General features: G+C 66.9%; 20 protein-coding genes. 7 read left to right on the forward strand and 13 right to left on the reverse strand.

The window, feature by feature from the left end:
- Window positions 1-16 precede the first annotated feature (16 nt).
- The 3 genes from IMX13_RS01920 to IMX13_RS01930 all read left to right on the forward strand — a co-directional run bounded on the left by IMX13_RS01920 (window position 17) and on the right by IMX13_RS01930 (window position 2559).
- Complete coding sequence (locus IMX13_RS01920; RefSeq protein WP_193395635.1) at window positions 17-1402, forward strand: GGDEF domain-containing phosphodiesterase; 1386 nt, start codon at window positions 17-19, stop codon at window positions 1400-1402.
- Window positions 1403-1631: 229 nt separating this feature from the next.
- Window positions 1632-2288 carry a chemotaxis protein CheW gene (locus IMX13_RS01925; RefSeq protein ID WP_193395636.1) on the forward strand — a complete coding sequence of 219 codons (657 nt, stop codon included), beginning with the start codon at window positions 1632-1634 and terminating at the stop codon, window positions 2286-2288.
- Window positions 2278-2559, forward strand: a complete 282-nt coding sequence (locus IMX13_RS01930; RefSeq protein WP_193395637.1) for a hypothetical protein — start codon at window positions 2278-2280, stop codon at window positions 2557-2559. The genes IMX13_RS01925 and IMX13_RS01930 overlap by 11 nt, the downstream gene beginning before the upstream one ends.
- An 18-nt stretch (window positions 2560-2577) precedes the next feature.
- On the opposite strand, the gene IMX13_RS01935 is transcribed toward IMX13_RS01930, so the two are convergent.
- Window positions 2578-5442 carry a pitrilysin family protein gene (locus IMX13_RS01935; protein WP_193395638.1) on the reverse strand — a complete coding sequence of 955 codons (2865 nt, stop codon included), beginning with the start codon at window positions 5440-5442 and terminating at the stop codon, window positions 2578-2580.
- Window positions 5443-5594: 152 nt separating this feature from the next.
- Window positions 5595-6170, reverse strand: coding sequence for a DUF6624 domain-containing protein (locus tag IMX13_RS01940; RefSeq protein WP_227255211.1), 576 nt, complete (start codon window positions 6168-6170; stop codon window positions 5595-5597).
- Window positions 6171-6464: 294 nt separating this feature from the next.
- Here IMX13_RS01940 and mutS point away from each other — a divergent pair, with 294 nt between their 5' ends.
- The 3 genes from mutS (at window position 6465) to katG (ending at window position 12154) form a co-directional block, all read left to right on the forward strand.
- Window positions 6465-9020: a DNA mismatch repair protein MutS gene (gene mutS, locus IMX13_RS01945; protein ID WP_227255212.1), complete on the forward strand. Its 2556-nt coding sequence runs from the start codon at window positions 6465-6467 to the stop codon at window positions 9018-9020.
- Between the two features lie 137 nt (window positions 9021-9157).
- Window positions 9158-9766: a DUF937 domain-containing protein gene (locus tag IMX13_RS01950; RefSeq protein WP_053518949.1), complete on the forward strand. Its 609-nt coding sequence runs from the start codon at window positions 9158-9160 to the stop codon at window positions 9764-9766.
- A 147-nt stretch (window positions 9767-9913) separates the two neighbouring features.
- Window positions 9914-12154, forward strand: a complete 2241-nt coding sequence (katG, locus tag IMX13_RS01955) for a catalase/peroxidase HPI (RefSeq protein ID WP_193395640.1) — start codon at window positions 9914-9916, stop codon at window positions 12152-12154.
- Window positions 12155-12262: 108 nt separating this feature from the next.
- Here the strand turns inward: katG and IMX13_RS01960 are convergent, their stop codons facing one another.
- Both IMX13_RS01960 and IMX13_RS01965 read right to left on the reverse strand, forming a co-directional pair.
- The gene (locus IMX13_RS01960) at window positions 12263-12670 is read right to left on the reverse strand and encodes an RNA-binding S4 domain-containing protein (RefSeq protein ID WP_053518953.1); all 408 of its coding nucleotides are present in this window, start codon (window positions 12668-12670) and stop codon (window positions 12263-12265) included.
- Window positions 12671-12679: 9 nt separating this feature from the next.
- Window positions 12680-12916, reverse strand: a complete 237-nt coding sequence (locus IMX13_RS01965; RefSeq protein ID WP_053518955.1) for a hypothetical protein — start codon at window positions 12914-12916, stop codon at window positions 12680-12682.
- Window positions 12917-12978: 62 nt separating this feature from the next.
- On the opposite strand from IMX13_RS01965, the gene IMX13_RS01970 reads away from it, so the two are divergent.
- Entirely contained in the window at window positions 12979-14436 is a 1458-nt protein-coding gene (locus IMX13_RS01970) for an MATE family efflux transporter (protein ID WP_053518957.1), read from the forward strand.
- 19 nt (window positions 14437-14455) lie between these two features.
- Here IMX13_RS01970 and IMX13_RS01975 read toward each other — a convergent pair whose 3' ends face one another.
- The 9 genes from IMX13_RS01975 to IMX13_RS02015 form a co-directional block, all read right to left on the reverse strand.
- The gene (locus tag IMX13_RS01975) at window positions 14456-14863 is read right to left on the reverse strand and encodes a DUF1801 domain-containing protein (protein WP_053518959.1); all 408 of its coding nucleotides are present in this window, start codon (window positions 14861-14863) and stop codon (window positions 14456-14458) included.
- Between the two features lie 38 nt (window positions 14864-14901).
- Window positions 14902-15336, reverse strand: coding sequence for a DUF1801 domain-containing protein (locus IMX13_RS01980; RefSeq protein WP_193395641.1), 435 nt, complete (start codon window positions 15334-15336; stop codon window positions 14902-14904).
- A gap of 79 nt (window positions 15337-15415) precedes the next feature.
- Complete coding sequence (locus IMX13_RS01985) at window positions 15416-15796, reverse strand: DUF6404 family protein (RefSeq protein WP_053518961.1); 381 nt, start codon at window positions 15794-15796, stop codon at window positions 15416-15418.
- Between the two features lie 82 nt (window positions 15797-15878).
- Entirely contained in the window at window positions 15879-16280 is a 402-nt protein-coding gene (rplS, locus tag IMX13_RS01990; RefSeq protein ID WP_053518963.1) for a 50S ribosomal protein L19, read from the reverse strand.
- 154 nt (window positions 16281-16434) lie between these two features.
- A complete protein-coding gene (gene trmD / locus IMX13_RS01995; protein ID WP_065181130.1) occupies window positions 16435-17193 on the reverse strand; it encodes a tRNA (guanosine(37)-N1)-methyltransferase TrmD in 759 nt (252 codons plus the stop codon).
- A 2-nt stretch (window positions 17194-17195) separates the two neighbouring features.
- Window positions 17196-17708, reverse strand: coding sequence for a ribosome maturation factor RimM (rimM, locus tag IMX13_RS02000; protein WP_053518968.1), 513 nt, complete (start codon window positions 17706-17708; stop codon window positions 17196-17198).
- Window positions 17709-17752: 44 nt separating this feature from the next.
- Window positions 17753-18013: a 30S ribosomal protein S16 gene (gene rpsP, locus IMX13_RS02005; protein ID WP_005415733.1), complete on the reverse strand. Its 261-nt coding sequence runs from the start codon at window positions 18011-18013 to the stop codon at window positions 17753-17755.
- A gap of 136 nt (window positions 18014-18149) precedes the next feature.
- The gene (locus tag IMX13_RS02010) at window positions 18150-18932 is read right to left on the reverse strand and encodes an aminotransferase class IV family protein (RefSeq protein ID WP_193395642.1); all 783 of its coding nucleotides are present in this window, start codon (window positions 18930-18932) and stop codon (window positions 18150-18152) included.
- Window positions 18929-20005, reverse strand: a complete 1077-nt coding sequence (locus IMX13_RS02015; protein WP_193395643.1) for a nitronate monooxygenase — start codon at window positions 20003-20005, stop codon at window positions 18929-18931. The genes IMX13_RS02010 and IMX13_RS02015 overlap by 4 nt, the downstream gene beginning before the upstream one ends.
- Window positions 20006-20019: the final 14 nt, after the last annotated feature.

A 20019-nucleotide genomic window follows, 5' to 3' on the forward strand; every position in this document is an offset into this window, starting at 1 on the left:
TGCCCGGGGTCCTTCGATGGAAAGCCTGCCCAGGAAACTCTCCTTGACTGATCGGCGCACGTTGCCGTCCCTCATCGGGGCGGTGACACGCCCCCTGCGGCCGCATGCGTTGTCCAGCCGCCACGGGACCTCCAGCGGGCTGCTGGACAGACATACCTTCACGATCGACTACACCACACGATCACCCCGGTTACCGGGCCGATCGCCCGTCGCCGTCCTCGTCGATGTCCTTGACCTGCCGAATGCCGAGCCCTGTCAGGCCTTCGGCATGGCCTCGCTGGAGACGCGGGTCAGGCAGGACGCAGCACGCATCGAGGCCGCCCTGGACGGCCAGGCGGACGTCCACCATATGGGCGGCAGCCGTTTCGCCTTCATCGTGGAGCTGCCCACCCGTGACGCCGTCGAGCGCCTGGTGGAAGCGCTGCACCTGCGCCTGACGCAGCCCAGGGAGGGTGCAGCGCAGCCCCTCCGGCCTCTCGTCCACGTCGGCCTCTGCCAGGCCGAAACCGGCAAGGACAGCGCCGACGACATCATCCGCGGGATGTTCGTGGGACTTCACTGGGCAGTGTCCAGCCAGGTCACCTACTGCTGGTACTCCGCCCCGCGCGATGAAAGTCTGCGGCGCGAGTATCACCTGCTTGCCGGCGCCCGCGACGGCCTGCGCCACGACGAATTCCATCTGCTCTACCAGCCTCGTTTCCGCGGGTCTGATCTCAGTGCGGTGTCAGCGGAGGCGCTGATCCGCTGGGATCATCCTCGGCTTGGCCCGGTCAGCCCTGCCGAATTCATCCCGGTATTCGAACGTAACGCACTGATGGAGAAGGTCACGGAGTGGGTCGTCGGCCGAGCGCTGGAGCAGCTGTCATGCTGGAAACGCGACGGCATCACGCTGGCCCTGTCGATCAATCTGTCTGCACGGAATGTGGCCCGTGCCGGCATGGCCGATGCGCTGGTCGCCAGGATCCATGCCGAGGGGCTGCGCTGCAGCGACCTCGAAATCGAGATCACCGAAGGAGAATGGTTGCGGGTGAACTCCCTGCCCGGTGAGCAGCTCAGGCGGATGGCATCGGCGGGAATCCGCCTGGCATTGGACGACTTCGGCAGCGGCTACAGCAACTTCGCCTACCTGACCGAACTGCCGATCCACACGCTGAAGCTGGACAAATCGCTGATTGATGGAATCTCGACCGACACGCGGGCCCGCCTGAAAGTCCGTGCCATCATCGGCCTGGCCCATGATCTGGGCTACACCGCCGTCGCTGAGGGGGCTGAAACCGCCGACCAGGTCACCACGCTGCGGGAGCTCGGATGCGACCAGATCCAGGGCTTTGCATTGTGCAGGCCCATCAGTGCGACCGAACTGACCGATAGACTCACTGTTGCACCCCACCTGCTCGAATGAGCCAGGCCTGCACCCGCGGATGGACTGCGCGGCGTGCGTTTGATCCCTTCATGGAAGCCGCCGAGAATCCCGGGGCAGTTGCCTGCTCCTGATCCATCCGAGAAGTCTGCCAGTGGCCAACACAGGTTCCTTTCTGCTTCGCCTTGTTCAGGGAGACCTGACCACTGAAGGAGCGCTGACACGCCTGCACGCCGTGCAAGCAACATGCCGTGCATGCAACCACACCTCGATGCTGAAGGCGGGCGCAGGCCTGACCGATCTGCGCGGCGCAGGGATCCTGGTCTGCCCCTGCTGCCACAACCGGCAGGCGGTCAGCCGCATGCGCTTCGAGGAGTTCGTCAAGCGGTTGCCCCGCGCGGATGCCATCGACCACAGTGCCCTCGCGCTTGCCGCCGCTCCCGCGCACCACGCGTCACCGCAGCCGTTCCTGGAACTGGTGGTTGTTCGTGCCGGTGCGGCGCTGTTCGGGATCGATGTTGAATCGGCGGTGGAAATACGTGGTCCGGAGGCTCTGACCCGGGGTACGGACGGCCTGTCCAGCGTGTCCGTACGCGGGCAGACGGTGCCCGTCGTGGATCTTGGCCTTGTCACGGGCGGCACCCGCTGCGGTGCCCGCTGCCCGGCGATGCTGCTGGTGCAGGCTGGCGTCCAGCTTGTCGCCCTGGCGCTTGACCAGGTGCTCACCATCGAGAGTGTCCCGCTCGGCCACGTCCACCCCATCAGCAACGATGGGCAGGGATTGCCGCTCTGCAGCCACCGGGTCTGCCTGGCATCCAACCAGGAGGTTGCCCTCATTGATCCGAGCGTCGCTCTCACTCTCCAGCGGCGGCTCGCAGGTTCGCGGACCGATGCAGCGATCTTCCCCGGGAGGTCCGATGAACACTGAGACGCGGGATGCCTTGCTGCGCCTCCAGGGGGCCATGAACCGGATGCATGTCCGTGTGGCGGCACTGGAAGCGGCCACCGTTCTTCTGCTCCGCACGAACGCAGGCAATCTGGACGCGGCCGATGAATTCGAACGCAGCATCCGCCACTACCTCAGCGGCATGGACCTGCACCGGGAACACGTGTTTGCATTCGAGCAGATCGTCGAGCCCTGGCTCGGCATCCTGCGGGATCCGCGGGCCGGCATTCGCTCCCCTCCACCATCGGCCTGAACCGAAGGAGTGTGCGACTCAGCGCGTCTCGTCGGGCCGCCCGCCGATACGACGTCCTTGTGAGTCAACCACTGTTGCCTCCCCGAAGCCCATGGCGCGCACGGGTGCCTCGACACGGGACAGGTCACCCACCACGACCCACGTCAACCTGTCGGCATCCAGCGCGGCAGCAGCGGCCCGGACCTCGTTGAGATCGAGTTGTCGGAGAGCGCTGCTGCGCTGTGTGGTCCAATCGTCTGGCCGGTCGAACCGCACGATGTCTGCGATCTCCGAAGCGACGGCCTCCCGTGTCTCGAAACTGCCCGCCAGACGCCGCACCTGGCTGTCCCGGAAGCGTGCAACCTCGTCCTGTCTGGCAGGCGCCGGTCCGGACGCGTACTCCGCAATCTCACGCTGAATCTCCGCCATGGCCTCCGCCACGCGGTCGGACTGCACCGGCGCCACCACGCGCCAGGGTCGCGCTATCGGGGCATTGGCGGCACGGGAGATCACGCCGTAGGACCAGCCCTTGGCCTCTCGCAGATTCATGTTGAGGCGCGCGCTTGGCGATCCCCCCAGGACGGAATTGGCGACCTCGAAGGCCAACGTCCGGGGGTCTGAACTCGGCGCGACCAGCTGCCCGGCCACCAGGGTGGCCTGCAGAGCGCCAGGGCTGTCGACCAGAAACACCCGTGGCCTCGCCTGCGCGGGCAGGCGGTCGTCGATGCGCACCTCAGGGATCCCATCCGACCCGCGCCAGTCGCCCAGATGCCTCTCAAGGACCGGGACCAGCTCCTGGAGCGTCGTATCCCCGACCACGACAAGCGTGCCCCGCTCCGGTCGGATCCAGGCGCGGTGGAACTCCACGAGGTCATCGCGGCGCAAAGCCTCCACGGAGGCCACGGTGCCGCGTCCGAAGGCTTGCGCGTAAGGGTGATCCAGCCCGAACAGCAATGCAGGGAGAAGGCTCGTGGCCAAGCGCTGCGGGTTGGCCGCGTCCTCTCGAAGGGCGCCCTGCCTGCCCACACGCATGCGCTCCATTGCTGCCGGCTCAAAACGCGGTCGGCGCAACATGTCCGCGTACAGCGCAACCGAATCGTCAAGCGTGTCTCTGAGACCGACCAGGGTCACCGCGCCGCTGCCCACGTCGACACTGGAACCCAGCTCCGCCCCCAGCGATTCAGCGCGCGCCGCGAACGCCAGGGCATCGTAATCCCCTGCCCCCTCCGCCAGCATGCTGAACGCCATGTCTGCCAGACCCGCAGTTGCCGCGGGATCCACCGGGAACTGATACGACATGCGAACAAGCGGGACGTCCTCCCGTCGAGCCAGTATCACGTGGGTGCCGTTCGACAGCGCCGCCCGCTCGATCGCAGGGAATCTCAACTCCGGATAGCTTTCAGGAAACGGCGGCCCTGCGCTGCGATCCACGCCCGGTGCTTCAGCGCGATGGCTTTTGCCTGGGCTTTGCGCGTGGGATACCGCGTCAGCCGGCTCGGCCTCCTCAGCGAACGCAGCGCGGGCACCTGGAATGACCGTCAGGATGTGATCCCCCTGCCCCAGCCAACGGCGAGCGACGCGAATCAGCTGGTCGGGCGCGGCGGCTGCCACCACGTCAGCGGACCGCCGATAACAGCCTGCATCGCCTTCAAATACCTCACAGGCGGCGAGCACTTCTGCCTTGCCGTCCATCCCACCGTTACGCTCGATGCTCTTCACGAACTCGGCCCGCATCGCGGTCCGCGCACGTTGCACCTCATCGAGGGTGGGGCCTTCCTTCAGCAGACGCTGAAGCTCCACCTCGATGGCGGTTTCCACGGCCGACGGGTCGACACCGTCGCGCACGTTGGCGACGATCATGAAGCGCGATCCGAGCTGCCCCCCTGCCTCTGCCGTGACGTCAGTGGCAAGTTGATCGGAGTGCACCAGGCGCTTGCCCAGCCGGGAGGCATTGCCTCCTCCCAGAATGTGAGCCAACACCCGCAGTTGATCAAAGTCCGGCGTCCCACGAGCTGCGATGTTCCATGTGCGGTGAACGCGCGCTTGAGGGACCTGATCGGACAACGTTTCCCGGGTGGTGGAAGCCCGCTTGGCGACGTCCACGGGATCCCTTGTTACGTCGGGCGCCGCTGGGATATGCCCGAAACAGGACTCGACCTTCTTCCTGGCCTCTTCAACGCCGACATCGCCTGACAGCACCAGCACCGCGTTGTTTGGGCCGTACCAGGTCCGGAACCAATCCTGGACGTCGGCAAGTGTGGCCGCCTGCAGATCGCCTGCGGATCCGAAGGTCGAATGATGGTACGGGTGCCCCGGCGGGTAGCTTGAACGGGAAAGCTGCTCCCATACGAGTCCGTAAGGCACGCCACGCCGCTGCAGCTTCTCGTTCTCGACAATGCCCCGTTCGGTATCCAGCGCCTTCTGATCGATGGCACCCAGCAGATGACCCATGCGATCGGACTCCATCCAGAGCGCCAGGTCCAGCGCCGTCGATGGAACCACCTGCATGTAGTTGGTGCGCTCCGGCGTAACCGTGGCATTGACGTCGGTGGCGCCCACGCGTTGCAGCGGGCCGTAGTAGGCGTCGCGGTAATGCTCGGTGCCGCGGAACATCAAATGCTCGAAGAGGTGCGCAAAACCCGTGCGACCGGCAGGCTCATCACCGGATCCGACCTGATACCACAGGTGAACTGCCACGATGGGGGCCTTCCGGTCGGTGTGCACGATGACACGCAGCCCATTGGGGAGCGTGAAGCGCTCGAAGGGGATGTCCATCGCGTGCGGAGCTGCAGCCGGAGCGTGCGACGCCGCTGCCATGTCGCGCGCCGCCACTGGCACCGTGAAATTGCCCACTGCCAGCACCGTCCAAAGCAGCCTCTTCGCACAACCTACGAAAGCGCTCATGCGTCCATCCCCCGCCCAGTCGTTGCCCACCCGCAAGCCCTGCAACACCACGTTGGCCCACCGGAGTTGTCTGGGGCTGCCAAGGTCCATTCCAGAAAATCAGGCCTCACCCCTGCCTCGCCGCGCGCAGTGCCCCAACTGCTGATCCGATCTTAACGCCCAAACTGCCCGCAATGCCTGGAGACCATCGCTTGATACTCCGCCATGGGCGCCAGGCCCATTCGAGCGCGACGCTCGTCAAGCGTCCCAGGGGCTTCAACCGCGCGTGGTTCCCAACGCCCCGGGTCTGCACAACGCCCCTGCGTTCCATAGCGCTGGGGGTCGTGGGTGCGGTCCCATAGGTAGGCGTAACTGGACGCTTTGACCTGCCCCGTCGCTACCAAGGTTTCCATGGCTTCGGCAACAGAGCGCTGGAACGCCGGATCCTTGTCGGCATGCTGGACCAGCAGCCAGGCCGCGTCCGCCCCGTCCTGGCCCACCTGCGCCACGGTCGGCCAGCCATGGGCCGCAACGATCGCCTTCAGCCGAGCGGTGTGCACCGCATCGACGGCACTGAGCACCCTCTCCTCGCCCTCGGTGGTCAGCGGGAGGTCCCGCACCGCCTGATCGGCATCCTTCATCCGCAGGAGCTCACCGCGCAGCTCTGCGTCAGTGGGCGTCCCACCGCTGGCAGCCAGGGGCGCGAAGAGGATTGCAATCACCCACAATGGACCGAATCGCCGCGTCACAGCTCCATCTCCTGCGTGATGTCTCAGCCGATAATGCCCAGTTGGCAGATTTGCCGGTAGGTCGGCTTAAACTTGGTGCGTCGGCGGCGCCGGGCATCTGCCTGCGTCGCAACAACCGTATCCATGGTCGATCCGCTGTGTGCCTGTCGCGCCATCAATGTGATCCTGTTTGAGTCACTGCCGCCGGCGTGGCCCCGGATCGACCGCTACAACCGGTAGGAAGCTCTCTTGCAAACCACTGATTCAAAAGCGAAACCGTCTGCATCGAAGGCCAGTGCAGAGCACACGCCCCTCATGAAGCAGTTCTTCGCAGCGAAGTCCGAGTACCCGGATCTGCTGCTGTTCTTCCGCATGGGCGACTTCTACGAGCTGTTCTACGACGATGCACGCAAGGCTGCACGCCTGCTCGACATCACCCTGACCCAGCGCGGCAGTTCCGGCGGCGCCCCGATTCCGATGGCCGGTGTGCCCGTGCATGCCTACGAGGGCTACCTGGCACGCCTGGTGGCGCTGGGCGAATCCGTGGCGATCTGCGAGCAGATCGGCGACCCGGCCCTGGCCAAGGGGCTGGTCGAGCGCAAGGTGGTCCGCATCGTCACCCCCGGTACGGTCACCGACGAAGCACTGCTCGACGAACGCCGCGACACCCTGCTGATGGCCCTGTCGCGCACCCGGCAGGGCTACGGCCTGGCCTGGGCCGACCTCGCCGGTGGCCGCTTCCTGGTCAACGAGGTCGACACCGACGACGCGCTGGAAGCCGAGCTGGCGCGCCTGGAGCCGGCCGAGCTGCTGGTGCCGGACGAGGAGAACTGGCCGGACTTCCTGCGCCAGCGCAGCGGTGTGCGTCGCCGCGCGCCATGGCTGTTCGATGCGGACAGCGGTCGTCGGCAGCTGCTGGCCTTCTTCAAGCTGCATGACCTGAGCGGCTTCGGCATCGACGACAAGCCACGCGCCACGGCCGCCGCAGGCGCCCTGCTCGGCTATGTCGAAGAAACCCAGAAGCAGCGCCTGCCGCACCTGACCTCGATCGCGATGGAAACCGCCGGCGAGGCGATCGCCATGAACGCTGCGACCCGCCGCCACCTGGAGCTGGATACGCGGGTCGACGGCGATACCCGCAACACCCTGCTGGGCGTGCTCGACAGCACCGTCACGCCGATGGGCGGCCGCCTGCTGCGTCGCTGGCTGCATCGCCCGTTGCGCATGCGCGAGGTGCTGGTACAGCGCCACCATGCGGTAGCGACGCTGATCGATCGCGGCAGCGATGGCGACATCCGCGAACAGTTCCGTCGCCTGGGTGACCTCGAGCGCATTCTCACCCGCGTCGCCCTGCGCTCGGCACGCCCCCGCGATTTCTCGACACTGCGCGATGGCCTGGGCCTGTTGCCTGCGGTGCGCGACGTGCTGGCGCCACTGGACTCGCCACGCCTGCAGGCGCTGTACGCCGCGCTGGGCGAGCATGACGACTGCGCGCAGCTGCTCGCGCGTGCCATCGCTGAAATGCCGCCGCTGAAGCTCAGCGATGGCGGCGTGCTGGCCGATGGCTTCGACGAGGAGCTGGATGAGCTGCGACGCCTCTCCACGAACGCCGACCAGTTCCTGGTCGACCTAGAGCGGCGCGAGCGCGAAAGCAGCGGCATTGCCACACTGAAGGTCGGCTACAACCGTGTGCACGGCTATTACATCGAGATCAGCAAGGGCCAGGCCGACCGCGCACCGGTGCACTACACGCGCCGCCAGACCCTCACCAACGCCGAGCGCTACATCACCGAAGAACTGAAGGCGTTCGAGGACAAGGTACTGTCCGCGCGCGACCGCTCGCTGTCGCGCGAGAAGTTCCTGTATGAGCAGCTGCTGGACACGCTGGGTGCACAGCTGGAGCCGCTGAAGCAGTGTGCCGCCGCGTTGAGCGAACTGGATGTGCTGGCCGCATTCGCCGAGCGCGCGCAGGCACTGGACTGGTCGCGCCCGGAACTGGAAACGGCACCCTGCCTGAAGATCGAGCGCGGCCGTCACCCTGTCGTGGAAGCCGTGCGCGAGCAGCCCTTCGAGCCGAACGATCTGGACCTGCACCCGGACCGCCGGATGCTGGTCATCACCGGCCCGAACATGGGCGGTAAATCCACCTACATGCGGCAGAATGCACTGATCGTGCTTCTGGCCCACATCGGCTCCTTCGTACCGGCCAGCCGCGCCGTGATCGGCCCGATCGACCGCATCCTGACCCGCATCGGCGCCGGCGACGATCTCGCCCGCGGGCAGTCGACCTTCATGGTCGAAATGGCCGAGACCAGCTACATCCTGCATCACGCCAGCCCACATTCGCTGGTGCTGATGGATGAGATCGGCCGCGGCACCTCCACCTATGACGGCCTTGCCCTGGCCGACGCGGTGGCCCGCCACCTCGCCTACGAGAACCGCTGCTACACGCTGTTCGCCACCCACTACTTCGAGCTGACCGCGCTGGCCGACGAGCAGCACGAGGGCGGCCGCAGCGGTATCGCCAACGTGCACCTGGATGCGGTCGAGCATGGCGAAGCGCTGGTGTTCATGCACGCTGTGAAAGACGGCCCGGCCAACCGCAGCTTCGGACTGCAGGTGGCCGCGCTGGCCGGCCTGCCTCGATCGACCGTGGCACAGGCGCGGCGGCGCCTGGCCGAACTGGAACAACGGGGCAGCGAGAGCCACGCGGCGGAGCTGGCCCCTCAGGCGCTGGATGCCCCGCAGCAGTTCGGCCTGTTCAATGCCCCGTCCAGCAAGGCGCAGGAGGCGCTGGCCGCCATCGATCCGGACGAACTGACGCCCAAACAGGCGCTGGAAGCGATGTATCGGCTGAAGTCACTGCTGTAACCGGCATGGGACCGGCGCAACGCCGGCCCCCCTCCCGCCCCCGGTCAGAGCGAGCCTGCGCCCGGCAGCCTTCGCATTTCCGTCGTGCAGGCGGCGTTATGCTCGGGCGGTCCTTCCTTCACAGAACGGAGACCGCCATGAACACCGAATCCCTCGCCGCATCCCTCTTCCAGCAGCTGCAGCAGGGGCAGGGCCTGCAGCAGGTTTCCCAGCAGCTCGGCCTGGACAGCCGCCAGACCACCCAGGCGGTGGGCAGCGCCTTGCCGCTGCTGCTGGGCGCAATGGGCCAGAACGCCAGCGAGCCGCAGGGCGCGCAGTCCCTGCTCAATGCGCTGCAGCGTGACCATCTGGGCAGTGGTGGGGGTGGCGGCTTCGACCTCGGCAGCATCCTCGGCGCAGTGATGGGTGGCGGCGGCAGCGGCGCCACCGATGGGGCCGGCATCCTCGGCCACATCTTCGGTGGCCAGCAGCCGCAGGCCGCGCAGGTGCTTGGCCAGAAGACCGGTCTGGACAGCGGCACCTCCGGCAAGCTGCTGGCGATCCTTGCGCCCATCGTCATGTCCTTCCTGGCCCAGCGCTTCGCCCAGCAGGGCAACGCCAGCGAACTCAGCAGCGCCCTCGGCCAGGAGGCGCAGCAGTCCGGCGGCATCGGCAGCATGCTGGGCGGGGTGCTCGATCAGGACGGCGACGGCCAGTTCGGGGCCAGCGACCTGCTGAAGCTCGGCTCGGGGTTGCTCAAGCGCTGATCGCACACACCCGTACAAGCCCCGGACCTAATAGACAGCCACTATCGCATTGGTTGAATCAATCGAATTTACCGATCCACAGGCGCCACCTAATGTGGGTCGGGCCTCCCCCGATTCCACCTTTCGCCAGTCCACAGGTAGAGACCCATGAAAAGCGAAGCGAAGTGCCCCTTCAACCATGCCGTCGTCGGTGACGCGACGACCAACCGCGACTGGTGGCCGAACCAGCTGCGCGTGGACCTGCTCAACCAGCATTCCGCGCGCTCCAACCCGCTCGATGCCGGCTTTGATTACGCATCGGCGTTCAAGAGCCTGGACTATGCCGCGCTGAAGGCAGACCTGAAAGCACTGATGACGGACTCGCAGGACTGGTGGCCGGCCGATTTCGGTCACTACGGCGGCCTGTTCATCCGCATGGCGTGGCACAGCGCCGGCACCTATCGCATCGGTGATGGCCGCGGTGGCGGCGGCCGCGGCCAGCAGCGCTTCGCTCCGCTCAACAGCTGGCCGGACAACGTCAGCCTGGACAAGGCGCGACGCCTGCTGTGGCCGATCAAGCAGAAGTACGGCCAGGCCATCTCCTGGGCCGACCTGCTGATCCTGACCGGCAATGTCGCGCTGGAGTCGATGGGCTTCAAGACACTGGGCTTCGCCGGTGGCCGTCCCGATACCTGGGAACCGGATCAGGATGTGTACTGGGGCCGCGAAACTACATGGCTGGGCGGTGACGTGCGCTACAAGCACGGCTCCGAAGGCGTGGTGGAATCCCACGGCGTGCTGGTGTCCGATGACGATGCCGATGGCGACGTGCATTCGCGCAAGCTGGAGAACCCGCTGGCCGCAGTGCAGATGGGCCTGATCTATGTGAATCCCGAGGGCCCCGACGGCAATCCTGACCCGGTACTGGCTGCACATGACATCCGTGACACGTTCGGCCGCATGGCGATGGACGATGAAGAAACGGTGGCGCTGATCGCCGGCGGGCACAGCTTCGGCAAGACCCATGGCGCCGGCCCGGCCGACAACGTCGGCAAGGAGCCTGAAGCGGCCGATCTGGAGAGCCAGGGCCTGGGCTGGGCCAACAGCTTCGGCAGCGGCAAGGGCGGCGACACCATCACCAGTGGCCTGGAAGTCACCTGGACCCGTACTCCAGCGCAGTGGAGCCATGACTTCTTCGAGAACCTGTTCAAGTACGAATGGGAACTGACCAAGAGTCCGGCCGGCGCGCATCAATGGGTGGCCAAGGATGCCGAGGCGGTCATTCCCGATGCGCACGACGCCTCGAAGAAGCACCGCCCGACCATGCTGACCACCGATCTGTCGCTGCGCATGGATCCCGCCTACGAAAAGATCTCGCGCCGCTTCCTGGCCGATCCGCAGGCGTTTGCCGATGCGTTCGCGCGCGCCTGGTTCAAGCTGACCCATCGCGACATGGGGCCGCGCGCGCGCTATCTGGGGCCGGAAGTGCCGACCGAAGAGTTCATCTGGCAGGATCCGCTGCCGGCCGCAAAGCACCCGCTCATCGATGCCAGGGACGTGGCCACCCTGAAGCAGGCGATCGCCGCAAGCGGCCTGAGCGTCCCTGAACTGGTTTCCACGGCCTGGGCATCGGCCTCCACCTTCCGTGGCTCGGACAAGCGGGGCGGCGCCAATGGTGCGCGCATCCGCCTGGCACCGCAGAAGGACTGGCCGGTAAACCAGCCCACCCGTCTGGCCAAGGTGCTGGCCGCACTGGAAAAGGTGCAGAGCGGGTTCAATGCCGGCAGTGAAAGGCAGGTGTCGCTGGCCGACCTGATCGTGCTGGCCGGTGGCGTGGGCATCGAACAGGCCGCCAAGGCCGGTGGGTATGACATCAGCGTACCGTTCACGCCGGGCCGTACCGACGCCAGCCAGGAGCAGACCGACGTGGAATCGTTCGCGGTGCTGGAACCGGCGGCCGATGGATTCCGCAACTACCTCAAGGGCGCCTACAGCGTTCCGGGCGAAGCGCTGCTGATCGACCGGGCGCAACTGCTGACGCTGACCGCCCCGGAGCTGACCGTGCTGGTCGGTGGCCTGCGCGTACTGGGTGCCAATGCCGATGGCAGCGCGCACGGCGTCTTCACCGATCGGCCCGGGACACTCAGCAACGACTTCTTCGTCAACCTGCTGGACATGGGCACGCAGTGGAAGGCCACCGGTCGTGAAACCTACGAAGGCCGCAGCCGCAACGACGGCGCCGCACGCTGGACCGCCACCCGTGCTGATCTGGTATTTGGATCCAATGCGGTGCTGCGTGCGCTGGCAGAGGTCTATGGCAGTGCAGACGGCGAGAAGAAGTTCGTGCAGGACTTCGTCGCGGCGTGGACCCGGGTGATGGAGCTGGACCGCTACGACCTGCACGGCTGATCACCGGCAGGCCCGGCGCTGCTGTCGGAAGGCCCACCGGGCATGGCCCGGCGCTACCACTGAAGGGCTCGCCGGGCATGGCCCGGCGCTGCCTTGGGGGCGTTCGCGTTACAGCGCGTCGATGTCGCCCAGCGCGCGGATCAGACGCCGCGCGCGCTTGTCCGGCTTGTGCTCCGGTGGCTGGAAGCCGTCGCGCGCGGCGATGCGCAGTGCGCGCTGCTCGGCGCGCCGTGCCTTCGAGGCCTCGCTCTCGGCATACAGCTGGTGCGCGACCGGGGCAGGCCCGCGCTGGTCGCTCAGGCCCATCACCTGGATCTCGAAATGCTCCTCGCCGCGATCGACCTGCAGGTGCTCACCCACGCGCACCGCGCGCGAGGACTTCGGCCGCTGACCGGCCACGCTGACCTTGCCGGTTTCGATGGCCTGCTTGGCCAGGCTGCGGGTCTTGAAGAAACGGGCCGCCCACAACCAGATGTCCAGACGGACACTGGGCGACAGCGGGGAAAGCTCAGGCATCGGCAGGTACTACTCCGTTCGCTTGTTCAGGGGGCGCGGATTGTCGGGGTCGGTGCGGCAGCCGCTGCCCCCGATCAGGGTCGGTGCTCCGGCAGCGAGATCCTGGCGCTGGCTGCCGACCAGACATTCGGGGCGGTCGGTCGGCCGCACCTGGGTATCGCCCAGCCGGTCTCCCGACGAACATGCGGCCAACAGGCCGCCAATCAAGGCCAACGTCATCGACCTCACCTGCTGTCGTTGATGCATTGCCACATCCCGCGAACCGGCTTGGTGCTAGTGTGCGCCTCCCGGGATTCGATCACCACCCCATGGCCAAAGCGCCGCTTGACCTGACCGCCGGCCCGATCGGCCGCAATCTCCTGCTGTTCTCGCTGCCGATCCTGGCGGGCAACATCGCGCAGTCGCTGAACGGTTCGGTGAACGCGGTATGGGTCGGGCGCTTCCTCGGCGAAGCGGCACTGACCGCCACCGCGAACGCCAACAACATCATGTTCTTCCTGATCGGTTCGGTGTTCGGCTTCGGCATGGCCTCCACCATCCTGATCGGCCAGGCCATCGGTGCACGGGATATCGCCCAGGCACGGCGCGTGGTCGGCACCAGTGCCACGTTCTTCATCGGCCTGTCGGCGATCATCGCCATCGCCGGCTGGTTCATGGCCCATCCGCTGCTGGCGGCGATGGGCACGCCGGCGGCCTCGCTGCCACTGGCCGAGGCCTATCTGCGCATCATCTTCCTGGCAATGCCGACGTTGTATGCCTTTGCCTTCCTCAGCGCCGCGCTGCGCGGTGCCGGTGACTCGCGTACGCCGTTCCGCTTCCTGCTGCTGTCGGTCGTGCTGGACATCGCATTGAATCCGGTACTGATCTTCGGCATGGGGCCGTTCCCGGAGCTGGGCATCGCCGGCTCGGCCTGGGCCACGCTGGTGTCGCAGACCCTCTCGCTGGGCGGCCTGCTGCTGTACATGCGGCACAAGCGCCACACGCTGTGGCTAGGTCGCGCCGACATGCGCCTGTTCAAGCTGGACCTGACCATCCTCAAGGCACTGGTGGTCAAAGGCGTGCCGATGGGCCTGCAGATGGTACTGATCTCGCTGTCGGTGATCCTGCTGATGACCATGGTCAACCAGTACGGCACCGAAACCGCAGCGGCCTATGGCGCCTCGCTGCAATTGTGGAACTACGTGCAGATGCCGGCGATGGCGATCGGCGCGGCCTGTTCCACGATGGCCGCACAGAACGTGGGTGCCCAGCAGTGGGATCGCGTCCGCGGCACCGCACGCAAGGGCGTGCTGTTCAATTTCCTGCTGACCGGTGCGTTGATCCTGCCGCTGGTGCTGCTGGACCAGTACTCGCTGGCCCTGTTCCTGCCGCAGGGCAGCGAGTCGCTGCAGATCGCGCGCCACCTCAACCATGTGGTGGTCGGCTCGTTCCTGTTCTTCGGCGTGAGCTTCGTGATTTCCGGCGTGGTGCGCTCGACGGGTGCGGTGATTCCACCACTGCTGATCCTGGCCGCGTCACTGTGGGGCGTGCGCGTTCCGTTCGCCGAACTGCTGCAGCCCTATTGGGGCGCAGATGCAATCTGGTGGAGTTTCCCGGTCAGTTCTCTGGTGTCGATGCTGCTGTCGCTGGCGTACTACCGCTGGGGGGGGTGGCGCAAGGCGAAGATGATCAGCACACCCGCGAAGGCCGAGGCGATTGCCACACCGTCGGAGATTCCCGCCTGCCCACCGTCACCGGTGGCGGACCCGGATGCCGTGACCCGGTAGCGCCGGGCATGGCCCGGTGCTACCGCTTGTTCTTCGCGGCGTTGTGCTTGGCCGCCGCGCGCATCAGGGTCTTGAACGCCGTGGCATCGGGCATGGTGCCTTCATGGATGTCGATCGCGCGCCGCGTGTTGCCTTCCAGGCTGGCGTTGAACAGGCGCTTCGGGTCCGGCAAGGCCGCCCCCTGGGCGAAGGTCAGCTTCACTGCCTGCTTGTAGGTCTCACCGGTGCACAGGATGCCGTGATGCTCCCATACCGGTGTGCCCCGCCATTTCCAGGTTTCCTGCACCTCCGGCAGCGCTTCATGGATCAGCGCCCGAACGCGTGCCAGCGTTTCACCGCGCCAGTCACCCAGTTCCGCGATGCGCGCATCGATCAGTGCGGCCGCGGGTGTTCCGGCGTCGTCGGGGTTCGGTGCATGCGTGGTCATCGTGTGCTCTCGTCGGCGGAACGTCCGGAATGGCGGGCTTACATGCGTTCGCCGGGCAATGCAGCGGCCTGGCGGACCCACTCGAGGAACTGCGCTTCATCCAGCATGCCCTCCTGCGTGATGTGCAGGTAGCGGGTATCGGCGCTTCTGGACGGCTCCGGTGGCATCGGTTGCAGGGCCGCGCCGCGGAAGAACGCGACCTTGATGTAACGGGCGAAGCAATGGAAGCTGAGGAACCAGCCGGCATCGGCGGCCACCGCGTACATCGGCGAGTTCCACTTCACCGCCTTGTGCACGCCGGGCACGGCTTGGCCGACCAGTGCGTCGAGGCGTGCGCCGATGGGCTGCTTCCAGTCCGGCATGGCGGCGATGTACGCCTGCACCGGCGCATCACCCTCGCCCTTGGCGATCTGCGGATTTCCCCCGGACAGGAGCCGGGGTGCAGTGGAAGGTGCGGCTCGCTTGGAAGGCATCGCACGGCGCATGCATGGGAATGAAGCCGCAGACTAACGCCATCGGCGGCCTGCGGTCACGGCGCACTGCGCCATCGCTTCAGTCCGCCAGCGAGGCCAGGAACTGGCGCCATTCGGGCAGCTGTCGTTGGCGTTGAAGCGAGCGCATCAGAAGCGCCATCACCACACCGAACAGGCCGCCCGCCAGCAATCCGGCACCCAGCAGCAGGCCGAGTGGACGCTCACCGCCCTGCCACAGCAGCAGCCACATCAGCGCGCACCAGAACAGGCCGAACAGCAGCCCCTGCACCAGCGCGTTGATGCGGAAACCGGCCAGAATCGGCGGCGGCACAGCGACGCCCATCCGCCACAGCGTCCGATGCAGCAACGGTGCGGACTGCGCGCGAGGCAGCCCCTTGTCGTCCAGCAGACGAAGCGCCGCGCGGATGCGGTCGGGATAGCGCAGGTCGTTCTTGTTCATCGCACGAACCTAGCGGATGCAGGAGCACAAACGCAAACGGCCGCCCGAAGGCGGCCGTCGCGGCAACAACCGGAGTTGTCTATCAGGCCTTTTCGGCCAGACGGGCAGCCTTGGCCTGCGCAGCGGCAGCCAGGTCTTCCTTGATGCGGGCAGCCTTGCCTTCCAGGCCACGCAGGTAGTACAGCTTGCCGGCGCGGACCTTGCCGCGGCGCTTCACTTCGACCGAGTCGATGATGGCGCTGTGGGTCTGGAAGACGCGCTCGACGCCGTAGCCGTGCGAGATCTTGCGGACGGTGAACGAGGAGTTCAGGCCGGCATTCTTGGTGCCGATCACAACGCCTTCGTAGGCCTGCACGCGCTCACGGTTGCCTTCCTTCACCTTCACGTTGACGACAACGGTGTCGCCCTGGCTGAACTTCGGCAGTTCGCGGGTGATCTGGGCGGATTCGAATTCCGCGACGATGGACTTGTTCAGCTTGCTCATGGGTTACACCGATTCTTGTTCGGGTGGGCGTGTCGATTCGACAACGTAGGCTCATGCAGTCACCGGACTGTGCTGCACGTTTGTTTTGGGTACTGCGCACGCCAGCCGGGGCCGGCGGGAATTGGCCATGATAGCCGATAACGCCAGCCCTGCGCTAGGGGCTGGCCTTTTGTTTCCGGGCCTGACGGCCCTGCTCCAGCAGTTTGCGGTCGGTCTTGCCCAGCGCATGTTCATCCAGCAGGTCCGGGCGCCGCTGGGCGGTACGGACCAGGGACTGCTGGCGGCGCCAGGCGGCGATGGCCGCGTGGTTGCCCGAGCGCAGCACCTCCGGCACGTCCCCCAGCGGGTGCTGGGCCGGCTGGCTGTAATGCGGGCAGTCGAGCAGGCCGAGGTCGCCCTCGAAGCTGTCCTGTGCCGCCGATTCAGCGTCGTTCAGGGCCCCCTCCTGCAGGCGGGCCACGGCGTCGATGATGACCGCTGCGCCCAGCTCGCCGCCGGACAGCACGTAGTCGCCGAGGGAAATCTCCTCGTCGACATTGGCTTCCAGGAAGCGCTCGTCGATGCCTTCGTAGCGCCCACAGAGCAGGACCATGCGCGGCAGCGCCGCCAGTTCACGGACCTTGGCCTGGGTCAACGGCGCCCCCTGCGGGCTGAGGTAGATCACCCTCGCCGGGGTCGGATCGGCATTGCGGATCGCCTGCAGGCAGGCCTGCAGCGGTTCGATCAGCATCACCATGCCCGGGCCACCGCCGAAGGGACGGTCGTCCACCCGGCGGTAGTTGCCTTCGGCGTAATCACGGGGATTCCAGCCGTGAAGGCTGAACAACCCTTTCTCCTGCGCGCGCCCGACCACGCCCAGTCCAGCAGACTGGGCGAGGAACTCGGGGAACAGGGTGATGACGTCGAAACGCATGCTCAGAACTCGGGATCCCAGTCGACCACGACCAGGTTCGCCTCGAAGTCCACCGAAACGACGAAGTCCGGCAGCACGAACGGGATCATCCGCTCGCGGTCGCCACGGACCACCACCACGTCGTTGGCACCGGTGCTGAACAGGTGCGAGACCTGGCCCAGGGCAACGCCCTCGGTCGTCTTCACGTCCAGGCCTTCCAGGTCGACCCAGTAATATTCATCCGGATTCGGCGGCGGCAGCGCGCTGCGCGGCACATAGATCTCGGTGCCACGCATGGCTTCGACCGCGTCACGGTCCTCGACGCCGGGGAAACGCGCGACCAGGTGCTTGCCGCTGTCGCGACCCCGCACACCTTCAATCGTGGTTTCCACGCCGGACGGACTGCGCACGATCCATGGCTGGTAACGGAAAATGGCGGAACGTGGCTCGGTCCAGGACTCGAGCTTGATCTCGCCGCGCACACCAAAAGCGCCGACAATCCTGCCCAGCAGGATGCGGCGCTCGATATCTTTCATCTGCTTCAACCAGGAGGGCCACGCCGGAGCGTGGCCCGTCAGGATCAGGCCGCAGCGGCCTGGGACTTGGTCGCTTCCTTGATCAGGTTGCGGACCTTGTCGGTCGGCTGGGCGCCGTTCTTGACCCAATGGTCAACGCGGGCCAGATCCAGCTCGATGCGCTTCTCGGCGCCCTGGGCGACCGGATTGTAGAAGCCAACGCGCTCGATGTTGCGGCCGTCGCGCGCGCTGCGCACGTCGGTGACGATGATGTGGTAGAACGGACGCTTCTTGGCGCCGCCGCGGGTCAGTCGAATCTTGACCATGGTGTGTTTTCCTATTGCCCAGTCGCCAGGATGGCGAGGTAAGCGGGCGATTATAGCGGCAGAGCGTGACCGAGCCAACCCCATGCGTCACGGTAGCGCCGGGCCATGCCCGGCGGCCGGCAGGCCATGCATCCGTTCAGGAAAGCGGTTGCCACGGCACGCCGGCCAGTACCGCCCGGCCCTGTTCAGCCAACGCCAGCGAGCCGGTCAGGGCCCGCCCATCAATGCTCTCCAGCGCCCAGAGTCCGCTGGCGTTGCAGGCAAACGCAGCCTGCACTCCATGCAGGGCGCCTGCCGGCAGGGGCCGGCACACCTGCGGTCCGTTCCAATGCGCACGCAGCAGGGCCTCTGCGGTACCCCGCAGCGCGGCGGCGCGTGGCCAGATCAGCTGGTGCCCATCATGCACGGCCACGTTCCAGGTCGTGCCCTCGCTGACGTGCCCCTGCGTGTCCACGAAAAGCGCGTCGTCAAACCCGTCGGCCATCGCCGCGCGCCGCTGCGCGAACAGGCCGAACGTGCCGACGTGCTTGATCTGCGGCAGCTCCCGCTGCCAGGTGACGCTGCGCACGCGGCGCGGCGTGGACAGCGATACCGGCGCGGATACCGCCACCAGCACATCGACCGCCACGCGGGCCAGTGGATCGCGGAAGTCGAAGTGACGCGAGAACACCGTCACCCGCAGCGAGGCGTCGGCAAGACCGGCCCTCTGCAGCGCCTGCGCCATCCAGCCGCGCACCTGCGCCGTGTCCAGCTCGCTGCCGAACAGTTCACGTGTGGCCTGCGACAGTCGAGCCAGATGCAGGTCCAATCCCTGCACTGCTCCGCCACGCACCTGCAGCGAGGTGAAGTGACCGTAATTCACCAGCGCCGGCAGCAGATCCTCCACCTGCGCCGGCTGGCCGTTGCAGGTCAGCATCATCGCAGCAGCGCCTGCGCCTGTTCCCACATGCCGCGCAGCACGTCGGCGGCCGGCTGGGCCGGCGCCATCCACGCCGCTTGCCCGGCCCAGGCCTGCATCGCCGCCAGCCGGTTCTCGCGTGTGGCCTGCGCGCGCATCGGCCCGGTCAGTCCACGCTGTACCGGGTACGGGCGCGGAGCCGGCGCACCGGCCGCCGCAGCGGCGCGTACATAGGGCGTTGCCAGGCCGCGGCCCAGTCGGCCACTGAACGCGCGCGTCGGCCAGGTATCCTCCGGTTCCGTGATCGCCAGCGCGTCGGCCCAGGCCGGCGCCAGTGCTGCCTCCGGTGTGCGCAGGAACGCGGTGCCGATCTGCACCGCGCTGGCACCCAGCGTCAATGCCGCGGCGATGCCACGCCCGTCGGCGATGCCACCGGCCGCGATCACCGGAATTTGAAGATGGTCCGCCAGCCGCGGCAGCAGTGCGAACAGGCCGACCAGCTGGCGTTCGGCCAGCGCCGGATCGAAGGCCCCGCGATGGCCACCGGCTTCAGCCCCCTGTGCCACCACCGCATCGGCCCCGGCGTCCTGTGCAGCCCGCGCTTCGGCCAGCGTGGTGGCACAGGCGATCCAGGCAATGCCGGCGTCCTTCAACCGCTGCACATGCGAGGGGGAAAGCACGCCCATGATGGTCGAGGCCACCGCCGGGCGCGCGGCCAGCAACGCAGCGAACTGGTCCTCGAAATCGGCTGGCGTGGCATCGGCCGCACTGGCCGGCACCTCCGGTCCCCACTGCGCGAGGAAGGCACGGCTGGCGGATTCGGCGACCACGTCGCGCGTCGGCGCCGGGTCCGGCAACCACAGGTTCACCTGCGCCGGGCCGGTGGAGATGGCCCGGAACTCATCCATCCACCGCCCGATATCGGCGGCCGAGGAGAGCACCGCGCCCATTGCGCCCATGCTGCCGGCATTGGCCAGCGCCACCGACAACGGCACCGGACAGGCACCGGCCATGGGGGCGAGGAGGATCGGAAGCTGCAATGAAAAACGCCGACAGAAGGCGTCGGCGCGTTCAAGAATCGGCGATGCGTTCACGCGACATACCTGCG

This window comes from Stenotrophomonas sp. B2 (assembly GCF_014947095.1).
Taxonomy (GTDB): Bacteria; Pseudomonadota; Gammaproteobacteria; order Xanthomonadales; family Xanthomonadaceae; genus Stenotrophomonas; species Stenotrophomonas maltophilia_P.

Coding starts and splice junctions, on each gene's coding strand:
- IMX13_RS01965 (WP_053518955.1), bottom strand. CDS start 12,916: ATGCATCAACGACAGCAGGTGAGGTCGATGACGTTGGCCTTGATTGGC.
- IMX13_RS01975 (WP_053518959.1), bottom strand. CDS start 14,863: ATGACCACGCATGCACCGAACCCCGACGACGCCGGAACACCCGCGGCC.
- IMX13_RS01970 (WP_053518957.1), top strand. CDS start 12,979: ATGGCCAAAGCGCCGCTTGACCTGACCGCCGGCCCGATCGGCCGCAAT.
- mutS (WP_227255212.1), top strand. CDS start 6,465: ATGAAGCAGTTCTTCGCAGCGAAGTCCGAGTACCCGGATCTGCTGCTG.
- IMX13_RS02010 (WP_193395642.1), bottom strand. CDS start 18,932: ATGATGCTGACCTGCAACGGCCAGCCGGCGCAGGTGGAGGATCTGCTG.
- rpsP (WP_005415733.1), bottom strand. CDS start 18,013: ATGGTCAAGATTCGACTGACCCGCGGCGGCGCCAAGAAGCGTCCGTTC.
- IMX13_RS01980 (WP_193395641.1), bottom strand. CDS start 15,336: ATGCCTTCCAAGCGAGCCGCACCTTCCACTGCACCCCGGCTCCTGTCC.
- rplS (WP_053518963.1), bottom strand. CDS start 16,280: ATGAGCAAGCTGAACAAGTCCATCGTCGCGGAATTCGAATCCGCCCAG.
- rimM (WP_053518968.1), bottom strand. CDS start 17,708: ATGAAAGATATCGAGCGCCGCATCCTGCTGGGCAGGATTGTCGGCGCT.
- IMX13_RS01920 (WP_193395635.1), top strand. CDS start 17: ATGGAAAGCCTGCCCAGGAAACTCTCCTTGACTGATCGGCGCACGTTG.
- IMX13_RS01985 (WP_053518961.1), bottom strand. CDS start 15,796: ATGAACAAGAACGACCTGCGCTATCCCGACCGCATCCGCGCGGCGCTT.
- katG (WP_193395640.1), top strand. CDS start 9,914: ATGAAAAGCGAAGCGAAGTGCCCCTTCAACCATGCCGTCGTCGGTGAC.
- IMX13_RS01930 (WP_193395637.1), top strand. CDS start 2,278: ATGAACACTGAGACGCGGGATGCCTTGCTGCGCCTCCAGGGGGCCATG.
- IMX13_RS01925 (WP_193395636.1), top strand. CDS start 1,632: ATGCTGAAGGCGGGCGCAGGCCTGACCGATCTGCGCGGCGCAGGGATC.
- IMX13_RS01960 (WP_053518953.1), bottom strand. CDS start 12,670: ATGCCTGAGCTTTCCCCGCTGTCGCCCAGTGTCCGTCTGGACATCTGG.
- IMX13_RS01950 (WP_053518949.1), top strand. CDS start 9,158: ATGAACACCGAATCCCTCGCCGCATCCCTCTTCCAGCAGCTGCAGCAG.
- IMX13_RS01935 (WP_193395638.1), bottom strand. CDS start 5,442: ATGAGCGCTTTCGTAGGTTGTGCGAAGAGGCTGCTTTGGACGGTGCTG.
- trmD (WP_065181130.1), bottom strand. CDS start 17,193: ATGCGTTTCGACGTCATCACCCTGTTCCCCGAGTTCCTCGCCCAGTCT.